Raw genomic sequence first — 19219 nt, forward strand, 5'->3', positions numbered from 1 at the left:
AGATCAATGAAACAATTCAATGACAAGAACTTCGTTCTGGAGACAGAAGTTGCCCAGGACCTGTATCACAACCACGCGGCTAAGATGCCGATTATCGACTATCACTGCCACCTGATTCCAGAGATGGTGGCCAACGATCATAAGTTTAAGAGCATCACAGAGCTGTGGCTTGGTGGTGACCACTATAAGTGGCGTGCCATGCGTACCAATGGCGTGGATGAGAAATACTGCACCGGTAAGGATACCAGCGACTGGGAGAAGTTCGAGAAATGGGCCGAGACGGTGCCTTACACCTTCCGTAACCCCTTGTATCACTGGACACACCTGGAGCTGAAGACCGCTTTCGGCATTGAGAAGCAGTTGAGCCCCAAGACCGCCCGTGAGATCTTTGACGAGTGTAACGAAAAGCTGAAGCAGCCCGAGTTCTCTGCTCGTGGACTTATGAAACACTACAACGTAGAGTGTGTGTGTACCACCGACGATCCCGTGGACGACCTGCACAACCATATTGAGTATGCCCGCCACAAGGCTGCTGACGATCCCATCATGATTCCTGCATGGCGTCCCGACAAGGCCATGAACATCGAGAAACCCGAGTTCTCTAAATATGTGGAGCAGTTGGCTGAGGTCAGTGGTGTCAACATCGTGAAGTTTGCCGATATGGTAGATGCCCTGCAGAAGCGTCACGACTTCTTCGCTGAGAATGGCTGTAAGTTGTCTGACCACGGTATCGAGGAGTTCTATGATGAGGACTATACCGACTCACAGATTGAGACCATCTTCGAGAAGGCTATGCGTGGACAGCAATTGTCACACATGGAGGTGCGCCAGTTTAAGAACTGCTTCCTGACCCGTATGGCAGAAATGGATGCCGAGGCCGACTGGACACAGCAGTTCCACTATGGTGCCATCCGCGATAATAACACCAAGATGTTCAATCAGTTAGGTCCTGATACTGGATTCGATTCTATAGGTGAGTTCAACACCGCCAAGGCTATGTCTAAGTTCCTCAACAAACTGAACATGGAAGACAAGCTCACGCGTACCATATTATATACACTGAACCCCTGTGCCAACGAGGTAATCGCTACCATGCTGGGTAACTTCCAGGGTGGTGAGCCCGGAAAGATCCAGTTCGGTTCAGGCTGGTGGTTCAACGACCAGATGGACGGTATGATTAAGCAGATGAACGCCCTGTCAGTGCTGGGCCTGCTGAGTCGCTTCGTGGGTATGTTGACCGACTCACGTTCGTTCCTCTCATATCCTCGTCACGAATACTTCCGCCGTATCCTCTGTAACCTGCTGGGTAACGACGTGGAGAAGGGACTGCTGCCCGATGATCGTGAGACCCTGGCTCGCATGGTTGAGGATATTTCCTACAACAATGCTCGCAGATATTTCAAGTTCTATTGATAAAAATAGGGAGGGGTTTTCAAAAAACTCCTCCTTTTTTTGCGTATGTCGAAAATAAGCAGTAATTTTGCAGCCGAAATAAAATGATTTTTAGAATGAAGCTTCTTAATAAAAGTCTTTTGTTGGTAATGGCAGTCGTTTTGCTTGCTGGTTGTGCAAGTCACAAACACGTTGCCTATTTCCAGAATTCAAACGAGGTTGATTTGTCTAAGTCACAGTATCTGTATGATGCCCGCATCATGCCAAAAGATCAGTTGACCATCACGGTGAGCACTACCGATGACGAGGCTGCTGTGCCTTTCAACCTGACGGTGCCAACACCTTATACGGCCAATTCACGTAGTACCTATTCACAGGCAATGCTCCAGACCTACCTGGTAGATAATGAAGGTAATATCAACTATCCGGTGTTAGGACAGATTCATGTAGGTGGACTGACAAAGTCTGAGTGCGAGAAGATGATTCAGGAGAAAATCAAGCCCTTCATGGCTGCTGCTGAGAATCCCATCGTTACCGTACGTATGACGGGTTATCAGATTTCCGTGATTGGTGAGGTGGCACGTCCCGGTACGTTTACCGTGTCACGTGAGAAGATCTCTATCCTTGAGGCTTTGGCACAGGCTGGCGACCTGACCATCTACGGTCAGCGTAAGAATGTGCAGTTGATACGTGAGGATGCTTCTGGCCAGAAGTCTATCCATACGTTCGACCTCACCGATGCCGACATCATCAATTCGCCGTATTTCTATTTGCAACAGAACGACGTGGTTTACGTGACGCCAAACAAGGTGAAAGCGCAGAACTCCAGCGTTGGTAGCATGACGACGCTTTGGTTCTCTGCAACGTCTATTCTTATTTCGTTGACATCGTTGCTTTACAACATATTAAAGAAATAACATAAAAAGGTTGGGGCATTTTTCCCCAATCTTTTTTTATATCAACTAGACAGAAATAAAACATATATATATAAACACAAGATAATGAAAGCAGTAACACTTGTTCTTCAGGATGGAACAGAATTCAAAGGAAAGAGTTTTGGTTACGAGCGTCCAGTAGCTGGCGAAGTGGTTTTCAACACAGCTATGATGGGCTATCCCGAGAGTCTTACAGACCCCAGTTATGCAGGTCAGTTAATGGTACTCACTTATCCTCTGGTAGGCAACTATGGCGTGCCTCCCTTCACGGTAGAGGATAATGGCATCGCTACCTTCATGGAGAGTGACCGCATCTATGCCTCGGCCATCATTGTGAGCGACTATTCTCAGGCTTACTCTCACTGGAATGCATGCGAGAGTCTGGGTGACTGGCTGAAGCGTGAGAAGGTGCCTGGCATCACTGGCATAGACACCCGCCAGTTGACCAAGGTGCTGCGCGAGCATGGTGTGATGATGGGTAAACTGGTGTTCGAGGGTATGGAAGATGCTGAGGATTCCGAGGGTGCTGACTATGGTTCCATCAACTGGGTAGAGCGTGTGTCGTGCAAGGATGTGATTCGCTACAACGAAGGTGCCGGTCGTAAGGTGGTGCTTGTGGACTGTGGCGTGAAGAACAATATCATCCGCTGCTTGATAAATCGTGGCGTAGAGGTGATCCGTGTGCCTTGGAACTACGACTACACGGATATGGCTTTCGACGGCCTGTTTCTGGCTAATGGTCCTGGCGACCCAGACAAGTGTGTGGATGCCGTGGAAATTCTGAAGAAACAGATGTCGCAGAGCCGCAAACCTATCTGTGGTATCTGTATGGGTAATCAGTTGCTGGCCAAGGCTGGTGGCGCCACTATCTACAAACTGAAGTATGGTCACCGCTCTCACAACCAGCCCGTGCGTGAGGTAGGCACCAACCGCTGCTATGTGACCTCGCAGAACCATGGTTATGCTGTAGATGCAACTACTCTGGGTAATGAGTGGCGTGAGCTCTTCGTGAATATGAACGATGGCTCTAACGAGGGTATCCGTCACCTGACGCACCCCTGGTTCTCAAGCCAGTTCCACCCCGAGGCTTGTTCAGGTCCTGTAGACACAGAGTTTATGTTCGACCGTTTTATTGAGACACTCTAAGAAAAGGTAAAAGGGTAAAAAGGTAAAAAAGAATAAGAAGATGAAGGACAATAATATAAAGAAGGTATTACTGTTGGGCAGTGGCGCCCTGAAGATTGGTGAGGCAGGTGAGTTCGACTATAGTGGCTCACAGGCATTGAAAGCAATGAAGGAAGAGGGTATCGAGACGGTGCTTATCAATCCTAATATCGCTACGGTGCAGACCTCAGAGGGTGTGGCCGACCAGGTCTATTTTCTCCCTGTTCAACCTTATTTCGTTGAGAAGGTTATCGAGAAGGAGCGTCCTGACGGCATCCTGCTGGCCTTTGGTGGTCAGACAGCATTGAACTGTGGTGTGGAACTGTATCAGAGTGGTGTGCTGGAGAAGTACAACGTGAAGGTGCTGGGTACGCCCGTTCAGGCTATCATGGATACTGAGGACCGTGAGCTCTTCGTGAAGAAACTGGACGAGATCAATGTGAAGACCATCAAGAGTCAGGCATGTGATAATATCGCTGATGCCCGTAAGGCTGCTGCCGAACTGGGTTATCCTATCATCCTGCGTGCTGCTTATGCCCTGGGTGGTCTGGGCAGTGGCTTCTGCGACAATGAGGAGCAGTTGAACGCTCTGGCCGAGAAGGCATTCTCGTTCTCGCCACAGGTGCTGGTAGAGAAGTCCCTGAAGGGTTGGAAGGAGATAGAGTACGAGGTGGTGCGCGACCGTTACGACAACTGTATCACCGTATGTAACATGGAGAACTTTGACCCGCTGGGTATCCACACCGGCGAGAGTATCGTGGTGGCTCCTTCACAGACCTTGACAAACTCAGAATATCATAAGTTGCGTGCGCTGGCCATCAAGATTATCCGTCATATCGGTATCGTGGGTGAGTGTAACGTGCAGTATGCTTTCGACCCAGAGTCAGAGGATTATCGTGTCATCGAGGTGAACGCCCGTTTGTCACGCTCATCAGCCCTGGCATCAAAGGCCACTGGCTATCCCCTGGCTTTTGTAGCTGCTAAGTTGGGTATGGGTTATGGTCTGTTTGAACTGAAGAACAGTGTCACCAAGACTACGAGTGCTTTCTTTGAGCCCGCCCTCGACTATGTGGTATGTAAGATTCCTCGTTGGGACCTGTCTAAGTTCCATGGTGTTGACAAGGAGCTGGGTTCCAGCATGAAGTCGGTAGGCGAGGTGATGGCTATCGGTCGTACCTTTGAGGAGGCTATCCAGAAAGGTCTGCGTATGATTGGCCAGGGTATGCATGGCTTCGTGGAGAACAAGGAACTGAAGATTGCAGATATCGACGCTGCGCTGCGTGAGCCTACAGACAAGCGTATCTTCGTCATCTCAAAGGCTATGCATCTGCCTGAGTATGATATCGACAAGATTCATGAACTGACAAAGATTGATAAGTGGTTCCTGGAGAAGTTGCAGCATATCATCGATATCGACGAGCAACTGAAGAAATTTAATATCAACACGCTGGAAGAGTCGCTTCTGCGCGAGGCCAAGGTCTATGGCTTTACCGACTTCCAGATAGCCCGTGCTATCGGACTGGAGAGTGAGTGCCGTAATATGCACGAGGCTTCTCTGCTGGTGCGTAATCGCAGAAAGCAGTTTGGCATCACACCTGTGGTGAAGCAGATTGACACACTGGCTGCAGAGTATCCTGCTCAGACCAATTACCTGTATGTCACTTACTCAGGCGTGGCAAGTGACATACAGTATGAGAATGACAAGAGAAGCATCATCGTGCTGGGTTCTGGTGCCTATCGTATCGGTTCGAGCGTAGAGTTCGACTGGTGTGGTGTGCAGGCTCTGAACACCATCCGTAAGGAAGGTTGGCGCTCTGTGATGATTAACTATAACCCTGAGACGGTGTCAACCGACTATGATATGTGTGACCGTCTGTATTTCGATGAACTGACCTTCGAACGTGTGATGGATATCATCGATATGGAGGCTCCTCACGGTGTCATTGTTTCAACTGGTGGTCAGATTCCTAACAACCTGGCTGTGCATCTGGACGAGCAGCGTGTCAATATCCTGGGTACACAGGCTAAGGATATCGATGGTGCTGAGGACCGTGCTAAGTTCTCGCAGATGTTGAACGAGCTGGGTGTCAACCAGCCTGAGTGGAGTGCACTGACATCTATGGATGATATCAACCAGTTTGTGGAGCGTGTGGGCTTCCCTGTCCTGGTGCGTCCTTCGTATGTGCTCTCGGGAGCTGCCATGAATGTTTGTTCTAATAATGAGGAGTTGGAACGCTTCTTGAAGTTGGCTGCTAACGTCAGCGAGGATCATCCCGTCGTGGTGTCTAAGTTTATTGAGCATGCCAAGGAGATTGAGATGGATGCTGTGGCAAGGAATGGTGAGATTATCGCTTATGCTATCTCTGAGCATATCGAGTTTGCCGGTGTGCACTCAGGCGATGCCACGATTCAGTTCCCACCGCAGAAGTTGTATGTGGAGACTGTGCGTCGTATTAAGCGTATCTCTCGTCAGATTGCCAAGGCGCTGAATATCAATGGTCCGTTCAACATCCAGTATATGGCTCGCGAGAATGATATCCTGGTGATTGAGTGTAACCTGCGTGCCTCACGTAGCTTCCCATTCGTGTCAAAGGTGCTGAAGATGAATATGATTGACCTGGCTACGAAGGTGATGCTGGGACTGCCTGTGGAGAAACCTTCGAAGAACTTGTTCGACCTCGACTATGTGGGTATCAAGGCTTCGCAGTTCTCATTCAACCGCTTACAGAAGGCTGACCCCGTGCTGGGTGTGGATATGGCTTCTACCGGTGAGGTAGGTTGTATTGGCGACAATACCGACACGGCACTGCTCAAGGCTATGCTCTCTGTGGGACACCGTATTCCCAAGAAGACTGTGCTGCTGTCAACGGGTGGTGCCAAGCAGAAAGCTGAGATGCTGGATGCTGCCCGTATGCTGGTGAAGCATGGCTATGAGTTGTATGCTACGGATGGTACTTCGAAATATCTCACGGAGAATGGTGTGGAGAATACCCGTGCCTTGTGGCCTTCTGAGGAAGAGGGGGCTGCAGGTAATGTGCCTTCAGCACTCGACCTGCTCCACAATCATCAGATAGACATGGTGGTGAATATTCCGAAGGACCTGACTACCCACGAGTTGACGAATGGTTACAAGATTCGTCGTGCTGCCATCGATCTCAACGTGCCACTGATTACCAATGCCCGTCTGGCAGCTGCCTTCATCGAGGCTTTCTGTAAGGTGGGACTGGATGGTATTGGCATCAAGTCGTGGAGCGAATATAAATAATTTGAACTGATTGATTTGATGAAAGAACCCGTATATATCATTGAGGAAACGCTGCTGCGTAGGAATCTGCAACTGATTGCCGACGTGGCTAAAGAGGCCGACGTGGAGATTATCCTGGCATTCAAAGCTTTTGCATTGTGGAAAACATTTCCTATTTTCAGGGAGTATATCAACAGTACTACGGCCAGCAGCCTGAGTGAGGCTCGCCTAGCGCTGGAGGAGTTTGGTGCCAAGGCTCACACGTATTCACCGGCCTATACTGACGAGGAAATAGATGATATCGTGAGGTGCAGCAGCCACCTGACGTTCAACTCGCTGTCACAGTATGAGCGCTTCCATGATAGGGTAGAGGGGAAGGCTAGCATTGGTCTGCGCGTGAATCCTGAGTATTCAGAGGTTGGCACCATGCTCTATAACCCCTGTGCGCCTGGCACCCGATTCGGTATTACTGCCGATAAGTTGCCAGAGACACTGCCTGCTAATATCGAGGGCTTTCATTGTCACTGTCACTGTGAGAGTGGTGCTGACGTACTGGAACGTACGTTGGTGCATATTGAGGAGAAATTCTCTAAGTGGTTCCCACAGTTGAAGTGGCTTAATTTGGGTGGTGGTCATCTGATGACACGTAAGGATTATGATGTGCCTCACCTTATTAATATATTAAAGGGACTACATGAGCGTTATCCCTGGCTCAAGATTATCCTTGAGCCAGGTAGCGCTTTTGCCTGGCAAACGGGTCCACTGGTGAGTCATGTGGTGGATATTGTAGAGGATAAGGGTATCCGTACGGCTATTCTGGATGTAAGTTTTACTTGTCATATGCCCGACTGTCTGGAGATGCCATATATGCCAGAGGTGAGAGGGGCAGAAATCGTAGAAGAATCCTCCAGTCTCCAGTCTCAAACCTCAGAATATGTCTATCGTTTGGGAGGCAATAGTTGCCTGAGTGGTGATTTTATGTCCTCATGGCGCTTCGATCATGAATTAAAAGTGGGAGAAGAGGTGATTTTTGAGGACATGATTCATTACACGACTGTAAAAACTTGCATGTTCAATGGTATCTCTCATCCAGCTCTTGCGATGCTTCATAAGGACGGAAAATTGGAGATTTTGCGCCATTTTGGCTATGAAGACTACCGAAACCGCATGGATTAGCACTTTTTTTTGAAAAAAAATCGGAAAAGTTTTGGTAGTTCAAAAAAAAGTAGTACCTTTGCATCCGCAATCGAGAGAGATGCACTTCTAATAAAGAAGTAACGCGGAAATAGCTCAGTTGGTAGAGCACAACCTTGCCAAGGTTGGGGTCGCGGGTCCGAGTCCCGTTTTCCGCTCACAGATTGAACAAAAAGAGAGATTAGGGAAGGCCTTAATCATAAATTGCCCAGGTGGCGGAATTGGTAGACGCGCACGTTTCAGGTGCGTGTGCCGCAAGGCGTGCAGGTTCGAGTCCTGTTCTGGGCACTCTTTTTTTCAATATGTAAAAATTTGTTGGAGAGGTGGCGGAATTGGTAGACGCGCTACTTTGAGGGGGTAGTGTCAATTGCGACGTGGGAGTTCGAGTCTCCTCCTCTTCACCTCTTTTTTTTGATAAGAATTGCGGAAATAGCTCAGTTGGTAGAGCACAACCTTGCCAAGGTTGGGGTCGCGGGTCCGAGTCCCGTTTTCCGCTCTCTTTTTTTTATTTAGGAAAACAACCTTTTCACACAAACATGAATTTATACTTAAGATACTTTGACAGCGAGACACTTGTTTCGAGTGTCGATGAAGCAATAGAATTCTTAGATAATATCGACGAGATTGGTATGAATCCTGTTCTTGAGGCTGATATCCGTGAATATGCCGCAAGTGATGTTTACTATCCTAAACGCTATAAGATTCGTCCCCGGGTTTATTTCATTATCATCAAGACTGAGGCTGCTACCATGCAGGACTTCAAAGAGAAGCGTGCGCTGCATCCTGCCGAGGATGGTCAGAAGGAGCGTCAGCCAATTCCTGCTGTATTGAAGTTGAACGAGGAACGCGAAGGCTGGTATGAAGGTGAACTGAACTTCAAGCGTGTGTTGTTGGTACCAGGTACAGGTAAGTTCCAGTATCGTGATACGCAGTTTGTAGCTCAGGTAAAGGCTTACTCTGGTTTGGATTGTTACAATCGTATAGTCAGTCATCTGCGCGAGCGTGTGGATGAGCGCAGTCAGTTCCCCTCAGCCAAGGGTAAGAATTTCAAGTTCCGTTATTTAGGTGAAGCAAAACCATTACGATCATGAATAAGGTAATGATGATAGGCCATGTTGGCACAGACCCTGAGGTACGCTATGTAGAGCAGGGAGTTGCTGTGGCTCGTTTCCGTTTTGCCACAACAGAGAAAGGATATACGCTTCAGAATGGTACGCAGGTGCCTGATCGTACTGATTGGCACAATGTGATAATGTGGCGCCGTCTGGCTGAGATTGTGGAGCGCTATGTGCATAAAGGAGATAAACTATATATTGAGGGCCGACTGCGTTATTCTACTTATGATAATAAGCAGGGACAGCGTCAGTATGTGACTGAAATCTGGGCTGACAACATGGAGATGCTTTCTGCAAAGCCTACGGGTCAGCAGGAGCAAACTGCCACAGCAAGCCAGACAACTGCTACTGATACTACGTCGGAAAGCAGTCAGTCGGATGCCCTTCCGTTCTAATATTAAGAAATGGATTATCTTCAAGATATCATCAACGAGGTACACCTGAATCCCATTGGTTTCGGAGAGATTTTTTCAGCCATATTGGCTTGCTTGCTACTTGTAGCGTCAGGCTTTGCATCGGGTTCAGAGATAGCCTTCTTCTCCCTCTCGCCTACAGACTTGAGTGAGCTTGACGAGGAGAAGAACAAGGCTGATGGTTATATCAAGCGTCTGCGTAATGACTCAGAGCGCACGCTGGCCACGATTCTGATTACGAATAACCTGGTGAATGTGACCATCATTATGCTCTGTAACTTCTTTATGGCTTCTTTGTTTGATTTTGGAGCTGCAAAGTGGTTGGAGTTTCTGGTTGTCACGATTGTACTGACCTTCCTCTTATTGCTTTTTGGTGAGATTGTGCCAAAGGTGTATTGCGCGCAACATGCATTGGCTATCTGTCGTACATTTGCCCCAGCCATCTCCTTGCTGAGCAAGTTGTTCTACCCCTTGTCATCTATCCTGATACGCTCTGGAGCACTGGCCGAGAAGGTGGTGCAGAAAGAGAATCATGTGCTCAGTGTGGACGATTTGGAACAGGCGTTGGAGCTTACAGATAAGGAAGAACTGAAGGAAGAGAAAAACATGCTCGAGGGCATTGTGCGCTTTGGCGACGAGACAGCCAAGGAGGTGATGACCAGCCGACAGGATATCGTGGATTTGAATTTTCGTTCTACGTTTCCAGAGGTTCTGAAGTGTGTCGTGGAGAACAACTACTCCCGCATTCCCGTGTATCAGGATTCTATCGATAATGTGCGTGGCATCCTGTATATCAAGGACCTGCTGCCGCATCTAGGAAAATCAGCTGCTTTCCGTTGGCAGTCGCTGATTCGTCCTCCGTATTTCGTGCCTGAGACGAAGAAGATTGACGACTTGCTTCGTGACTTCCAGGAGAACAAGGTACATATTGCCATCGTTGTGGACGAGTTTGGTGGCACCAGTGGACTCATCACCCTGGAGGATATCCTAGAGGAAATTGTGGGCGAGATCAATGATGAGTACGACGAAGAAGAGAAGAATTACGTACGCATCAATGCCAATACCTATGTGTTTGAAGGTAAGACGCTGCTCAGTGATTTCTATAAGATACTGAACCTTGATGATGATGTGTTTGAGGATGTTGAGGGTGATGCAGATACTTTGGCTGGTCTGCTGTTGGAGTTGAAGGGTGATTTCCCCCAGGAGAATGAGCGCTTTACGTATGGCAGATTTAAGTTTGAGATTATTGAACTCGATGGACACCGCATCTCAAAAATAAAGGTAATTCTGCAAGCAGAAGAGAAAACTGAAGAGGAAAAATGAGGAAACTGACTATATTCTTGATATTGTGTATTTGCTGCATGGCAGTAAATGATGTAGACGCGAAAACCAGAAAGAAGAGAAAGACACGCAGACGTGCTAAAGTGACAAGGGTTGTCGCTAAACCTACTATTCATGAGAATCCCTATGTCTGTTGCGAGGATACATGCAATCATGTGCATGGGTTGGATATGAGTCATTACCAGGGTGAAGTGTTCTGGGAGACCGTAGGCGAGAATACCAAGATGGCTTATGTCTATCTGAAAGCTACGGAGGGTGGTGACCGTATCGATGAGAGATATGAGAGGAATATCGATTTGGCTCATCGTTATGGGCTGAAGGTGGGTTCGTATCATTTCTTCCGTCCGATGTCTGACCTTAAGCAGCAATTGGATAATTTTACTGCTCAGTGTCTGCCAGGTGAGCAAGATTTGATTCCTATGTTGGATGTGGAGACTGTTGGAAAACTGTCGACAGAGGCTTTTTGTGACTCGCTGTTTAAGTTTCTGGATATGTTGGAAGAGGCTTATCACCAGAAACCTCTGATTTATACCTTCCGTAATTTCTATAACAAGCATCTCTTAGGTAAGATCAATGATTATCAGTTGATGGTGGCTATGTATGCTGATGAGCCGCCGGTGCTGGCAGATAATCGTGACTATATCATCTGGCAGTATACCTCAAAGGGACGCATCAGAGGCGTTGGAGGACTGGTCGATAAAAGTTATATCATGGGCGACCATAAGTTACGTGAGTTGCGCTTTATCCATTAAGTGCATCCCTATGATGATAAGAAAAAAATGTCGGGCTCCACATTGGAACCCGACATTCTTTTATGTAGTTTATTGGGAATTAGTCTTCCTGATTCTCAGGACGCAACTTGCGAACAGTCTCGCCGGCACGCCACATCTCCTGATTACGCATAGCCTCAAGCTCCTTCTCCAGTCCAGCACGATAGTCGGGCTTAGAGTTAGAGTCGATACTGATCTGAGCCTCATTACCAGTCTTCACAGAGTAGTACAGCCACTCCATCACAGGCTTTATCGCATCGTGGAAACGGGGAGCCCAGTCAAGCGCACCGCGCTGAGCCGTTGTAGAGCAGTTGGCATACATCCAGTCCATACCTTTCTGGCCAAACAACGGGCCAAGGCTCTGTGTGAGTTCCTCAACAGTCTCATTAAATGCCTCAGAAGGTGTGTGGCCATTCTCGCGCAGCACCTCATACTGAGCCAGCAGCAAGCCCTGGATAGCACCCATCAGTGAACCACGCTCACCAGTCAGGTCAGATGTAGCCTCACGCTGGAAGGTTGTCTCAAACAGGTAGCCGGCACCGATACCGATACCAAAGGCCAGTGTCTTATCCTTTGCCTTGCCCGAAGCATCCTGATAAACAGCGTACGAGCAGTTCAGTCCGCGACCCTCGCAGAACATGGTGCGAAGAGATGTACCAGAACCCTTAGGAGCAACCATGATAACATCAACATCCTTTGGAGGAACAACACCGGTACGATCGCTCCAGTTGATAGCGAAGCCATGAGAATAGTAGAGCGTCTTTCCGGGTTTCAGATATTGCTTGATGGTGGGCCATACCTGAATCTGACCAGCATCACTTAGCAGCATGCAAAGGATAGTACCTTTCTCGGCAGCCTCCTCGATAGAGAAGAGGGTCTTGCCTGGTACCCAACCATCGGCTACAGCTTTCTCGTAGGTCTTGCCCTGACGCTGTCCGACGATCACGTTGAAACCATTGTCGCGCAGGTTGCAGGCCTGACCAGGTCCCTGAATACCGTAACCGATCACTGCGATTACTTCATCCTTCAATACTTCACGTGCTTTCTCCAAAGAGAATTCCTTGCTGGTGACAACAGTCTCGATAACGCCACCAAAATTCATTTGTGCCATAATTACAAATGTTTTTAAAGTTAAACTTATCCCTATGAACTATGCCAGTCCTGCCCGAGAACCGGACGCTTGGTGTCCACCACCGTCTTCTTGAAGTCCATTCTCACCTTACGCGAAGGTGTGACGAGGGGGTTAATATCATTATAATTGACTGCAAAGGTAACAAATTGTTATGATGTAGCCAAATTTTCTTATACTTTTATTTAAAAATAGGTCTTTATCTTTACGGTTTTGTCGTCAATCAGACTTTGAATCTCTTCATCAGTAGCCAGATTGAAGTCGCCCGGAATGGTGTTTTTGAGTGTTGATGCTGCCAGTGAATACTCCAACTGACGCTGGTTATCATCAGGGAATGCGTTGATGGCATGAAGCAGTCCGCCCATAAAGGCATCGCCAACCCCCGATGGGTCTACAACTCCGTTGATATCGTAGATAGGTGCCTTCAGAAGGTCGTAGTCTGTACCATTGTCGCTAGTGAAGAGTAGGGCAGTGAGCAGGTGATGACTCGATGCCACCATGTTGCGCATGCCCATGAGCCATTTTCTGCAGCGGGGGAACTCACGGTGCAGGTCGTCAAACCATTCACGGTATTCGTCCATCTGCATCTCAAAACTAGAGTCAAGAGCCGTGAAGGGAGGTTGTTTGCGCTGGCATATCCATTCAAACTCGATGGCATCGCCAAACATCAGGTCACAGTGGGCGAGCATCCGTTTCAGTGTCTCTCGAGGGTCTGCGCCATACTGCCACAGGTTCTTGCGGTAGTTGATGTCGAATGCAATCTTGACACCCATCTCGTCGGCAATGTCGAGTGCCTCGAAGGTGGCATCTGCCGAACTCTGTGAGATGGCAGCCGTGATGCCCGATACATGCAGCACGGCAGCATCTTTCAGAATCTCTCGCCAGGGTATCATGCCAGGCTCTATCTCCGAGCAGGCCGAGTTGGCACGATCGTAGATGACTTTCGCCGAGCGCATGCCAGCTGCCGGTTCCATGTAATATGTGCCGATGCGCTGTCCGCCCCATTGTATATAGCGACAGTCCACACCCAGCTGCATCAGGTTCTGAGCTCCGGCATGACCGACGGGCGTGTTGGGCAGTCGGGTGACATATTGTACGTTGTCGCCCAGTGTGGCCAGCGACACAGCCACATTCGCCTCACTACCGCCGTATTTGCTGGTGAAATAGTCGCCTTGCGACAAACGTTGATGATCTAATTTTGAAAAGCGGAGCAGTAATTCTCCGAAAGTCACTACTTTAGTTTTCATATCTTTAATAATCTAGTTTCATGTTTCAAGTTTCAGGCCTCAGGTTTCAAGTTCACTATATTCTCTCTACCTGTTTTACGCCTTTCACTGTGCGCAGTTTCTTGATGAGCGCTTCCAGTCGGGTGTTATCATTAATCATGATGGTCAGCGTGCCCCGGAACAATCCGTCGTTAGAGTCGATATTGATGCCGCGCAGCACCAGCTTTTCATCTTTCGAGATGATGCTGGTCAGGTTGTTCACGATGCCCAAGTCGTCATTACCGATGACGCGCAGCGTGATGGCATACTGACTAGACCCCTTGCCGCTCCATTTGGCTCTGACGATACGATAGCCGAAACGTCGGCGCATCTCGGGTGCGTTAGGACAGTCACAACGGTGAATCTTGATGCCGCCGCTGATGGTGACAAAACCGAATACCTGGTCACCATAGATGGGGTTGCAACATTTTGCCAACTGATAGTCCACGCCCTTCAGGTCCTGTCCGATGACTAGCACATCATCATTCTGCACTGTAGGCTGACCTTTGAAGTCTTCCAGTACAAATTCCTCGGCCGAACGGGCTATATTATCGCCTGTGATAACTTTCTCGCCCTGTTGCAGTTCCAGGTATTTATCAAACACGGTCTGGACGTCAAGTGTCTCATGGGCAATGTCGCGATAAAAGTCGCTGGCCTCCTTATAGCCCAGTTTCTTCATCGTGCGCATCATCAGGCTCTCGTCCTGCTCTATCTTCCTGTTCTTGAACTTACGCTCCAGCATCTCCTTCACCAGGAGTGCCTCCTTCTGCTGAGTCTCCTTCAGTGCCAGACGGATTTTGGCCTTTGCCCTTGCCGTCTTGACGATGCTGAGCCATTCCTGTTTGGGATACTGTGTGGACGAGGTGAGAATCTCTACCTGGTCGCCCGAGTGAAGTTCCTGACGGAAGGTGACCACCTTATTATTTATGCGCGCGCCCGTGCAAGCCGACCCCACCTTCGAGTGGATGTGATAAGCCATATCCAGCACTGTGGCACCCTTGGGAAATTTCAGTAGGTCGCCTTTTGGCGTGAAGACGTATATCTCGTCGTCATAGAGGTCCATCTTAAACTGGTCCATCGCCTCCATACCGCTAGCGTTCTCCAGCATCTGACGGATGCCGTTGAGCCATTCGTCCATGCCGCCTTCCGCCGACTTCACGCCCTTGTAGCGCCAGTGGGCTGCCACGCCTCGTTCGGCAATGTCATCCATGCGTTCCGTGCGTATTTGCACCTCCACCCATTTTTTCTCGGGCCCCAGCACGGTGATGTGCAGACTCTCGTAGCCGTTTGACTTAGGCACGCTGAGCCAGTCGCGCATACGCTTTGGGTTCGAGGTGTACATATCCGTGATGATGGCAAATGTCTGCCAGCACTGCTGTTTCTCCTTCTCTATCGGACAGTCTATGATGATGCGGATGGCAAAGAGGTCGTACACGCCCTCGAAGGCACACTTCTGCTTCTTCATCTTCTGCCAGATGGAGTGGATACTCTTGGTGCGTCCCTTCATGTGAAACTTCAGTCCGGCATTCTTCAGTTTCTCCTCAATAGGAGCGATAAACTGTTCGATGTATTTGTCGCGTGCCTGTTTGGTGGCATTCAGTTTCTCCTTGATATGATAGTAGGCATCGGGCTCCAGGTATTTCAGCGACAGGTCCTCCAGTTCGCTTTTCAACTTGTACAGACCCAACTTATGGGCTAGTGGGGCGTAGAGGTATGCCGCCTCTTCGCTGACGCGCCGCTTGGCCTCCTCTTTTTCTGTGTCCCTGATCTGACGCATCAAGTTCACGCGGTCTGCTATCATGATGAGAATCACACGCATATCCTCTGCGAACGACAGTAGCAGGTTGCGGAAGTTCTCGCTCTCGATGACGGGATTCTTCTGATACAGTTCCTGTATGCGTTGCAGTCCATGCAAGATCCGTCCCACGGCAATACCATAGGTGGTGCCCACCTCGTCGATTGTCAGGAATCCTGCCTCCACGCTGGGGTTCAGCAGAATAGCCAGTACGGCATCCCTGCGTAGTCCTATCTCGTCGATTAAAAGAAGTGCTGTTTGCAGACTGCTAACGATGGGGTTCAGTCCGAAGGTGTCGCGTTTTACTTGGTTCTGCTCGATGGCATGCAACAAGTGACTGCGAATACGTCCTTCGTCGTCTTCCTCCAGTGAAGGAGCAATCTTTTCCTTCAGTTCTGTATATAGTGCGAGCGCTTGGTCTCTCTCCTCTATACTAAATTCAAAATGTTCAGTCATATCCTTCAACATCTTTTTGTTAATAGGATAGCCCCAAACATATTTTCTAATGTTTCAGGGCCAATGTGTAGTTATAATATTCCTTGTTGCCCGTGACGTCTTTGATGACTCTGAGGAATGGGGGGAATTTCACGGGTTCGCCCTCGGCTATTCCCTTTGTCTCTAGTATGACAAGTCCTTCAAGGCATCCCTGATAGATATCCACCTCAAAATACTGGCCTTTCCAGATAAAGCTGTGGCGCTGCTTGTGAATGGTGCAACGCTGCGGGTCGGCCAGTGAGAGCATCATCTCATAGAGCGACAGGCTAATCTGGCGTTCGGTCACCAGTTCCTCGTTTTCCGACGTCTTTTTCTTCGTGGTGTGCACATACACCTGTTTCTGTCCCCATCCACGCTTGCGCAGCCTAATCTCGGTGCCGGGTTCGCCCTGCAGATAGGTCTGCGTAATCTCGCTCTGAATGCAGTCTTCAGGCAGTTCGCCAGTGAGCTCCACAATATATTTCCGCTCTTCCACAATGGGCTGGGGCAGTCCCAGCACGTTGGATATCTCCATAATCACGCGGTTCATCTTGCAGTCAAAGTCGTCGTGGTTGTTGATGACGCGCAGATGTGGGTGGCCCGTCCATGCCTTAATCACCTTCTTGTCCAATCCGCGGGCAATGCGCAGTCCCTCTTCATTCATCTGCTCGTAGCGTTGTGCATTATTAGCAGTGGTATAGTATTGCTCAGCACCGTCGGCAGCCGATACCAAGTGCAGTACCGCGTCATAGCGCTCGCGCAACTCCGGCGTTGTGGTACCTACCGCGCGCGTAATGTTGCTCCATATATCGGGGGTCATGTAGGCCGAGATATCCATTGCACCTCTGTCGCAGACAATGAGACAGGGCTTAGTGCACTCCTGCGCCATCCTCAGGAATTTGTCCTCCAGGGCCAACTGGATCTCCAGCGTGGCTTTCTCTCCTTCGTAGAAGAATCCCTGGTTCTTTGTCAGGTAGTTCATGCCTGCCTGAGTGAAGAGGGTAGGGACCTCCGGAATGGTGAAAACTTTATAGCCGAGACTCGAGAAATGTTCTATGACGCGTACCAGTGCCGTTGTCTTTCCTGCACATGGTCCGCCGGTGAGGACTATTTTTTTTATTTCGTTCATTCTAATGCTTGTATTTTGAGTACAAAGATAATCAATTTTATCAGAAATAATGCTTAGGAGAAGAAAATTTTGATGAAAATCGAAAAAAAACAGGAAAAAGTTTGGTGGTTTCAAAAAAACTCCGTACCTTTGCACCCGCAATTCAGCAAGAGCGCTGAATCAACAATAAAAAACGATGCACCCGTAGCTCAGTTGGTAGAGCACCTGACTCTTAATCAGGGTGTCCAGAGTTCGAGCCTCTGCGGGTGTACTAAAAAGAGAGGTTTACCACCTCTCTTTTTTTATTTTAACTGTTTGATAATCACTAATCAAGTTTCCGTCCCCTATAGTAAGCGTTGAATGCATCTTGTGCATAGCCGTCGCCTGTATATTTGAATGTAGAGGCAGAGGCACCGTCAATCTTCTTTCCGTAATAGAATACATTGAAGGCATCCTTGGCATAACCGTCACCAATCTCCTTGAAAGAAGAGGCCATGGCGTCTATCTTCTTGTCTCCGTAGTACACGTTGAACTTCGTCTTGTAATATCCCTTGGGGCTTCTGTCATGTTCATGCCAGTCTCCTTCTTCGTGGAAATGTGAGTTGTCGCGCCCTTTCAAACGGAATGTGGCTGGGTCTACAAACTCAAGTATACGACCATGGTGATACACGTTGTTGCGATCCTTGGCATAACCGTGACCTAAATCTACGAACGAACGGGCATCCGCATGCGGTATTGGCTCCCTGTCGAAAAAGACCTTGTTGCGGTCTATTTTGTACGCTTGTGCAAAACCCGATAGGCTCCATCCTATAAAACCTATCACCATCAGTGACTTTTGGAGTGTAGTAATCTTTTTCATAACATTGGTTTTTTAATTGATTAATAACTGGTGCAAAGATACGCATTTTGCTTCAAACAATAAAAAAGAAAATCCCTATCATATGGTGGGGATTCTCCTATTTTAATCCTAAACTATCCTAATAATCAATGAAAAGGTAGGAAAATTATCGGATTTTTAAGTACCTTTGCAATCCGATTTAATATGATTATTTGAAATGGATTACTTACCGAAAGACCCTGCCATACTGGTTTCGAGTGTGAATATGCTGCTGCGTGACGAGGAGTTCGACACGCTTGAGTCTCTATGCTATAACTTTGGTACAGAACCCGTACATGTCAAGGACTACCTTTACGGACATGGATTTGTGTATAGCGAGGAGCAACGACAGTTCCGTCCGATAGGTTATGACACCGCAACCCGATGATTACAAAAGACAGTATAGAGACCGCCTATAGCTTCCTGCATCAGAAGCAGCGCATCTATGTGCATTCCACGCTCGACTGGCAGAAGGATGACATCGAGATGGCCATTGCCGCCTATGCCGACGAAATGAGTCCTGATCTGTATGATGCCATCTGTGGTGGCCGTACCGACTTCCTGCGCGACCATCAGCATTTCCTGGAGGATATCACCAAGGCTGTTGAGATGCTGGAAGGGATGCTGTGACGTGTGGGGATTATTTCTGGAAAATGTACTGAAAGTCATTTTTTTTGAGTACCTTTGCACCCATGAATCACTATGTTAAGATTTTGCGTTCTGCAGACTGGCCAAGAGCCCTTTGGCCTGCTTCCTGTTGGCCATTGGCTGCGGATTTATCATGACCACCGCTGTCCAGTTTGGCCGCGAGGGTAAATTCCTACCTTTATTATTTGGTGTGCCCGTCTTCATCCTGTGTGGTTTTACCCATTCTGTGGCAGATGCCTTTTATTTCTTGGCCGTCCCTCAGATGATCAGCATCCAGTTGTTGGCTATCTACCTGATGGAAGTCCTGGGCAATTTCATAGGGTGCAATCTGTACCGGTTGTTGATTTCAAAGTAA

At 48.5% G+C, this 19219-nt stretch carries 17 protein-coding genes and 5 tRNA genes; 17 read left to right on the top strand and 5 right to left on the bottom strand.

Annotated features, from left to right (window positions below; translation table 11 throughout):
* Positions 1–6: 6 nt before the first annotated feature.
* The 13 genes from uxaC to L6468_RS05060 all read left to right on the top strand — a co-directional run bounded on the left by uxaC (position 7) and on the right by L6468_RS05060 (position 11550).
* Positions 7–1413, top strand: coding sequence for a glucuronate isomerase (gene uxaC / locus L6468_RS05000; protein ID WP_091815605.1), 1407 nt, complete (start codon positions 7–9; stop codon positions 1411–1413).
* 95 nt (positions 1414–1508) lie between these two features.
* Positions 1509–2309: a polysaccharide biosynthesis/export family protein gene (locus L6468_RS05005; RefSeq protein WP_237795914.1), complete on the top strand. Its 801-nt coding sequence runs from the start codon at positions 1509–1511 to the stop codon at positions 2307–2309.
* A gap of 84 nt (positions 2310–2393) precedes the next feature.
* On the top strand, positions 2394–3473 hold the full coding sequence (carA, locus tag L6468_RS05010) for a glutamine-hydrolyzing carbamoyl-phosphate synthase small subunit (RefSeq protein WP_237795921.1): 1080 nt from the start codon (positions 2394–2396) through the stop codon (positions 3471–3473).
* 40 nt (positions 3474–3513) lie between these two features.
* Positions 3514–6756, top strand: a complete 3243-nt coding sequence (carB, locus tag L6468_RS05015) for a carbamoyl-phosphate synthase (glutamine-hydrolyzing) large subunit (protein ID WP_237795928.1) — start codon at positions 3514–3516, stop codon at positions 6754–6756.
* Between the two features lie 18 nt (positions 6757–6774).
* Positions 6775–7911, top strand: coding sequence for a carboxynorspermidine decarboxylase (gene nspC / locus L6468_RS05020; RefSeq protein ID WP_091853146.1), 1137 nt, complete (start codon positions 6775–6777; stop codon positions 7909–7911).
* Positions 7912–8014: 103 nt separating this feature from the next.
* Positions 8015–8087: transfer RNA gene (locus tag L6468_RS05025), tRNA-Gly, on the top strand.
* Positions 8088–8135: 48 nt separating this feature from the next.
* Positions 8136–8217, top strand: a tRNA-Leu gene (locus L6468_RS05030).
* A gap of 29 nt (positions 8218–8246) precedes the next feature.
* Positions 8247–8330: transfer RNA gene (locus tag L6468_RS05035), tRNA-Leu, on the top strand.
* A 22-nt stretch (positions 8331–8352) separates the two neighbouring features.
* A tRNA-Gly gene (locus tag L6468_RS05040) sits at positions 8353–8425 on the top strand.
* A 40-nt stretch (positions 8426–8465) separates the two neighbouring features.
* Positions 8466–9020, top strand: a complete 555-nt coding sequence (locus L6468_RS05045) for a hypothetical protein (RefSeq protein WP_237795931.1) — start codon at positions 8466–8468, stop codon at positions 9018–9020.
* The gene (locus tag L6468_RS05050; RefSeq protein ID WP_091853148.1) at positions 9017–9439 is read left to right on the top strand and encodes a single-stranded DNA-binding protein; all 423 of its coding nucleotides are present in this window, start codon (positions 9017–9019) and stop codon (positions 9437–9439) included. The genes L6468_RS05045 and L6468_RS05050 overlap by 4 nt, the downstream gene beginning before the upstream one ends.
* 9 nt (positions 9440–9448) lie before the next feature.
* On the top strand, positions 9449–10780 hold the full coding sequence (gene gldE, locus L6468_RS05055) for a gliding motility-associated protein GldE (RefSeq protein ID WP_237795939.1): 1332 nt from the start codon (positions 9449–9451) through the stop codon (positions 10778–10780).
* Positions 10777–11550, top strand: a complete 774-nt coding sequence (locus L6468_RS05060; RefSeq protein WP_237795941.1) for a glycoside hydrolase family 25 protein — start codon at positions 10777–10779, stop codon at positions 11548–11550. Before gldE ends, L6468_RS05060 begins: the two co-directional genes overlap by 4 nt.
* 79 nt (positions 11551–11629) lie before the next feature.
* On the opposite strand, the gene ilvC is transcribed toward L6468_RS05060, so the two are convergent.
* From ilvC to L6468_RS05080, 4 genes are all read right to left on the bottom strand, one after another.
* Positions 11630–12679, bottom strand: a complete 1050-nt coding sequence (gene ilvC / locus L6468_RS05065) for a ketol-acid reductoisomerase (RefSeq protein ID WP_237795943.1) — start codon at positions 12677–12679, stop codon at positions 11630–11632.
* A 203-nt stretch (positions 12680–12882) separates the two neighbouring features.
* The gene (locus L6468_RS05070; RefSeq protein ID WP_237795945.1) at positions 12883–13944 is read right to left on the bottom strand and encodes a sugar kinase; all 1062 of its coding nucleotides are present in this window, start codon (positions 13942–13944) and stop codon (positions 12883–12885) included.
* Between the two features lie 55 nt (positions 13945–13999).
* Positions 14000–16213: a RelA/SpoT family protein gene (locus L6468_RS05075; RefSeq protein WP_237795946.1), complete on the bottom strand. Its 2214-nt coding sequence runs from the start codon at positions 16211–16213 to the stop codon at positions 14000–14002.
* Positions 16214–16259: 46 nt separating this feature from the next.
* Complete coding sequence (locus tag L6468_RS05080) at positions 16260–17360, bottom strand: AAA family ATPase (protein WP_237795949.1); 1101 nt, start codon at positions 17358–17360, stop codon at positions 16260–16262.
* A 177-nt stretch (positions 17361–17537) separates the two neighbouring features.
* On the opposite strand from L6468_RS05080, the gene L6468_RS05085 reads away from it, so the two are divergent.
* A tRNA-Lys gene (locus tag L6468_RS05085) sits at positions 17538–17610 on the top strand.
* Between the two features lie 54 nt (positions 17611–17664).
* Here the strand turns inward: L6468_RS05085 and L6468_RS05090 are convergent.
* Positions 17665–18198, bottom strand: coding sequence for a DKNYY domain-containing protein (locus L6468_RS05090; protein WP_091815631.1), 534 nt, complete (start codon positions 18196–18198; stop codon positions 17665–17667).
* Positions 18199–18394: 196 nt separating this feature from the next.
* Here L6468_RS05090 and L6468_RS05095 point away from each other — a divergent pair, with 196 nt between their 5' ends.
* From L6468_RS05095 to L6468_RS05105, 3 genes are all read left to right on the top strand, one after another.
* Positions 18395–18604, top strand: a complete 210-nt coding sequence (locus tag L6468_RS05095) for a DUF4250 domain-containing protein (protein WP_237795951.1) — start codon at positions 18395–18397, stop codon at positions 18602–18604.
* Positions 18601–18846: a hypothetical protein gene (locus tag L6468_RS05100; protein WP_091815636.1), complete on the top strand. Its 246-nt coding sequence runs from the start codon at positions 18601–18603 to the stop codon at positions 18844–18846. The genes L6468_RS05095 and L6468_RS05100 overlap by 4 nt, the downstream gene beginning before the upstream one ends.
* Positions 18847–18943: 97 nt before the next feature.
* Entirely contained in the window at positions 18944–19219 is a 276-nt protein-coding gene (locus L6468_RS05105; protein ID WP_255779498.1) for a formate/nitrite transporter family protein, read from the top strand.

The sequence above is a fragment of the Prevotella communis genome (genome assembly GCF_022024115.1).
GTDB classification, from domain to species: Bacteria; Bacteroidota; Bacteroidia; order Bacteroidales; family Bacteroidaceae; genus Prevotella; species Prevotella communis.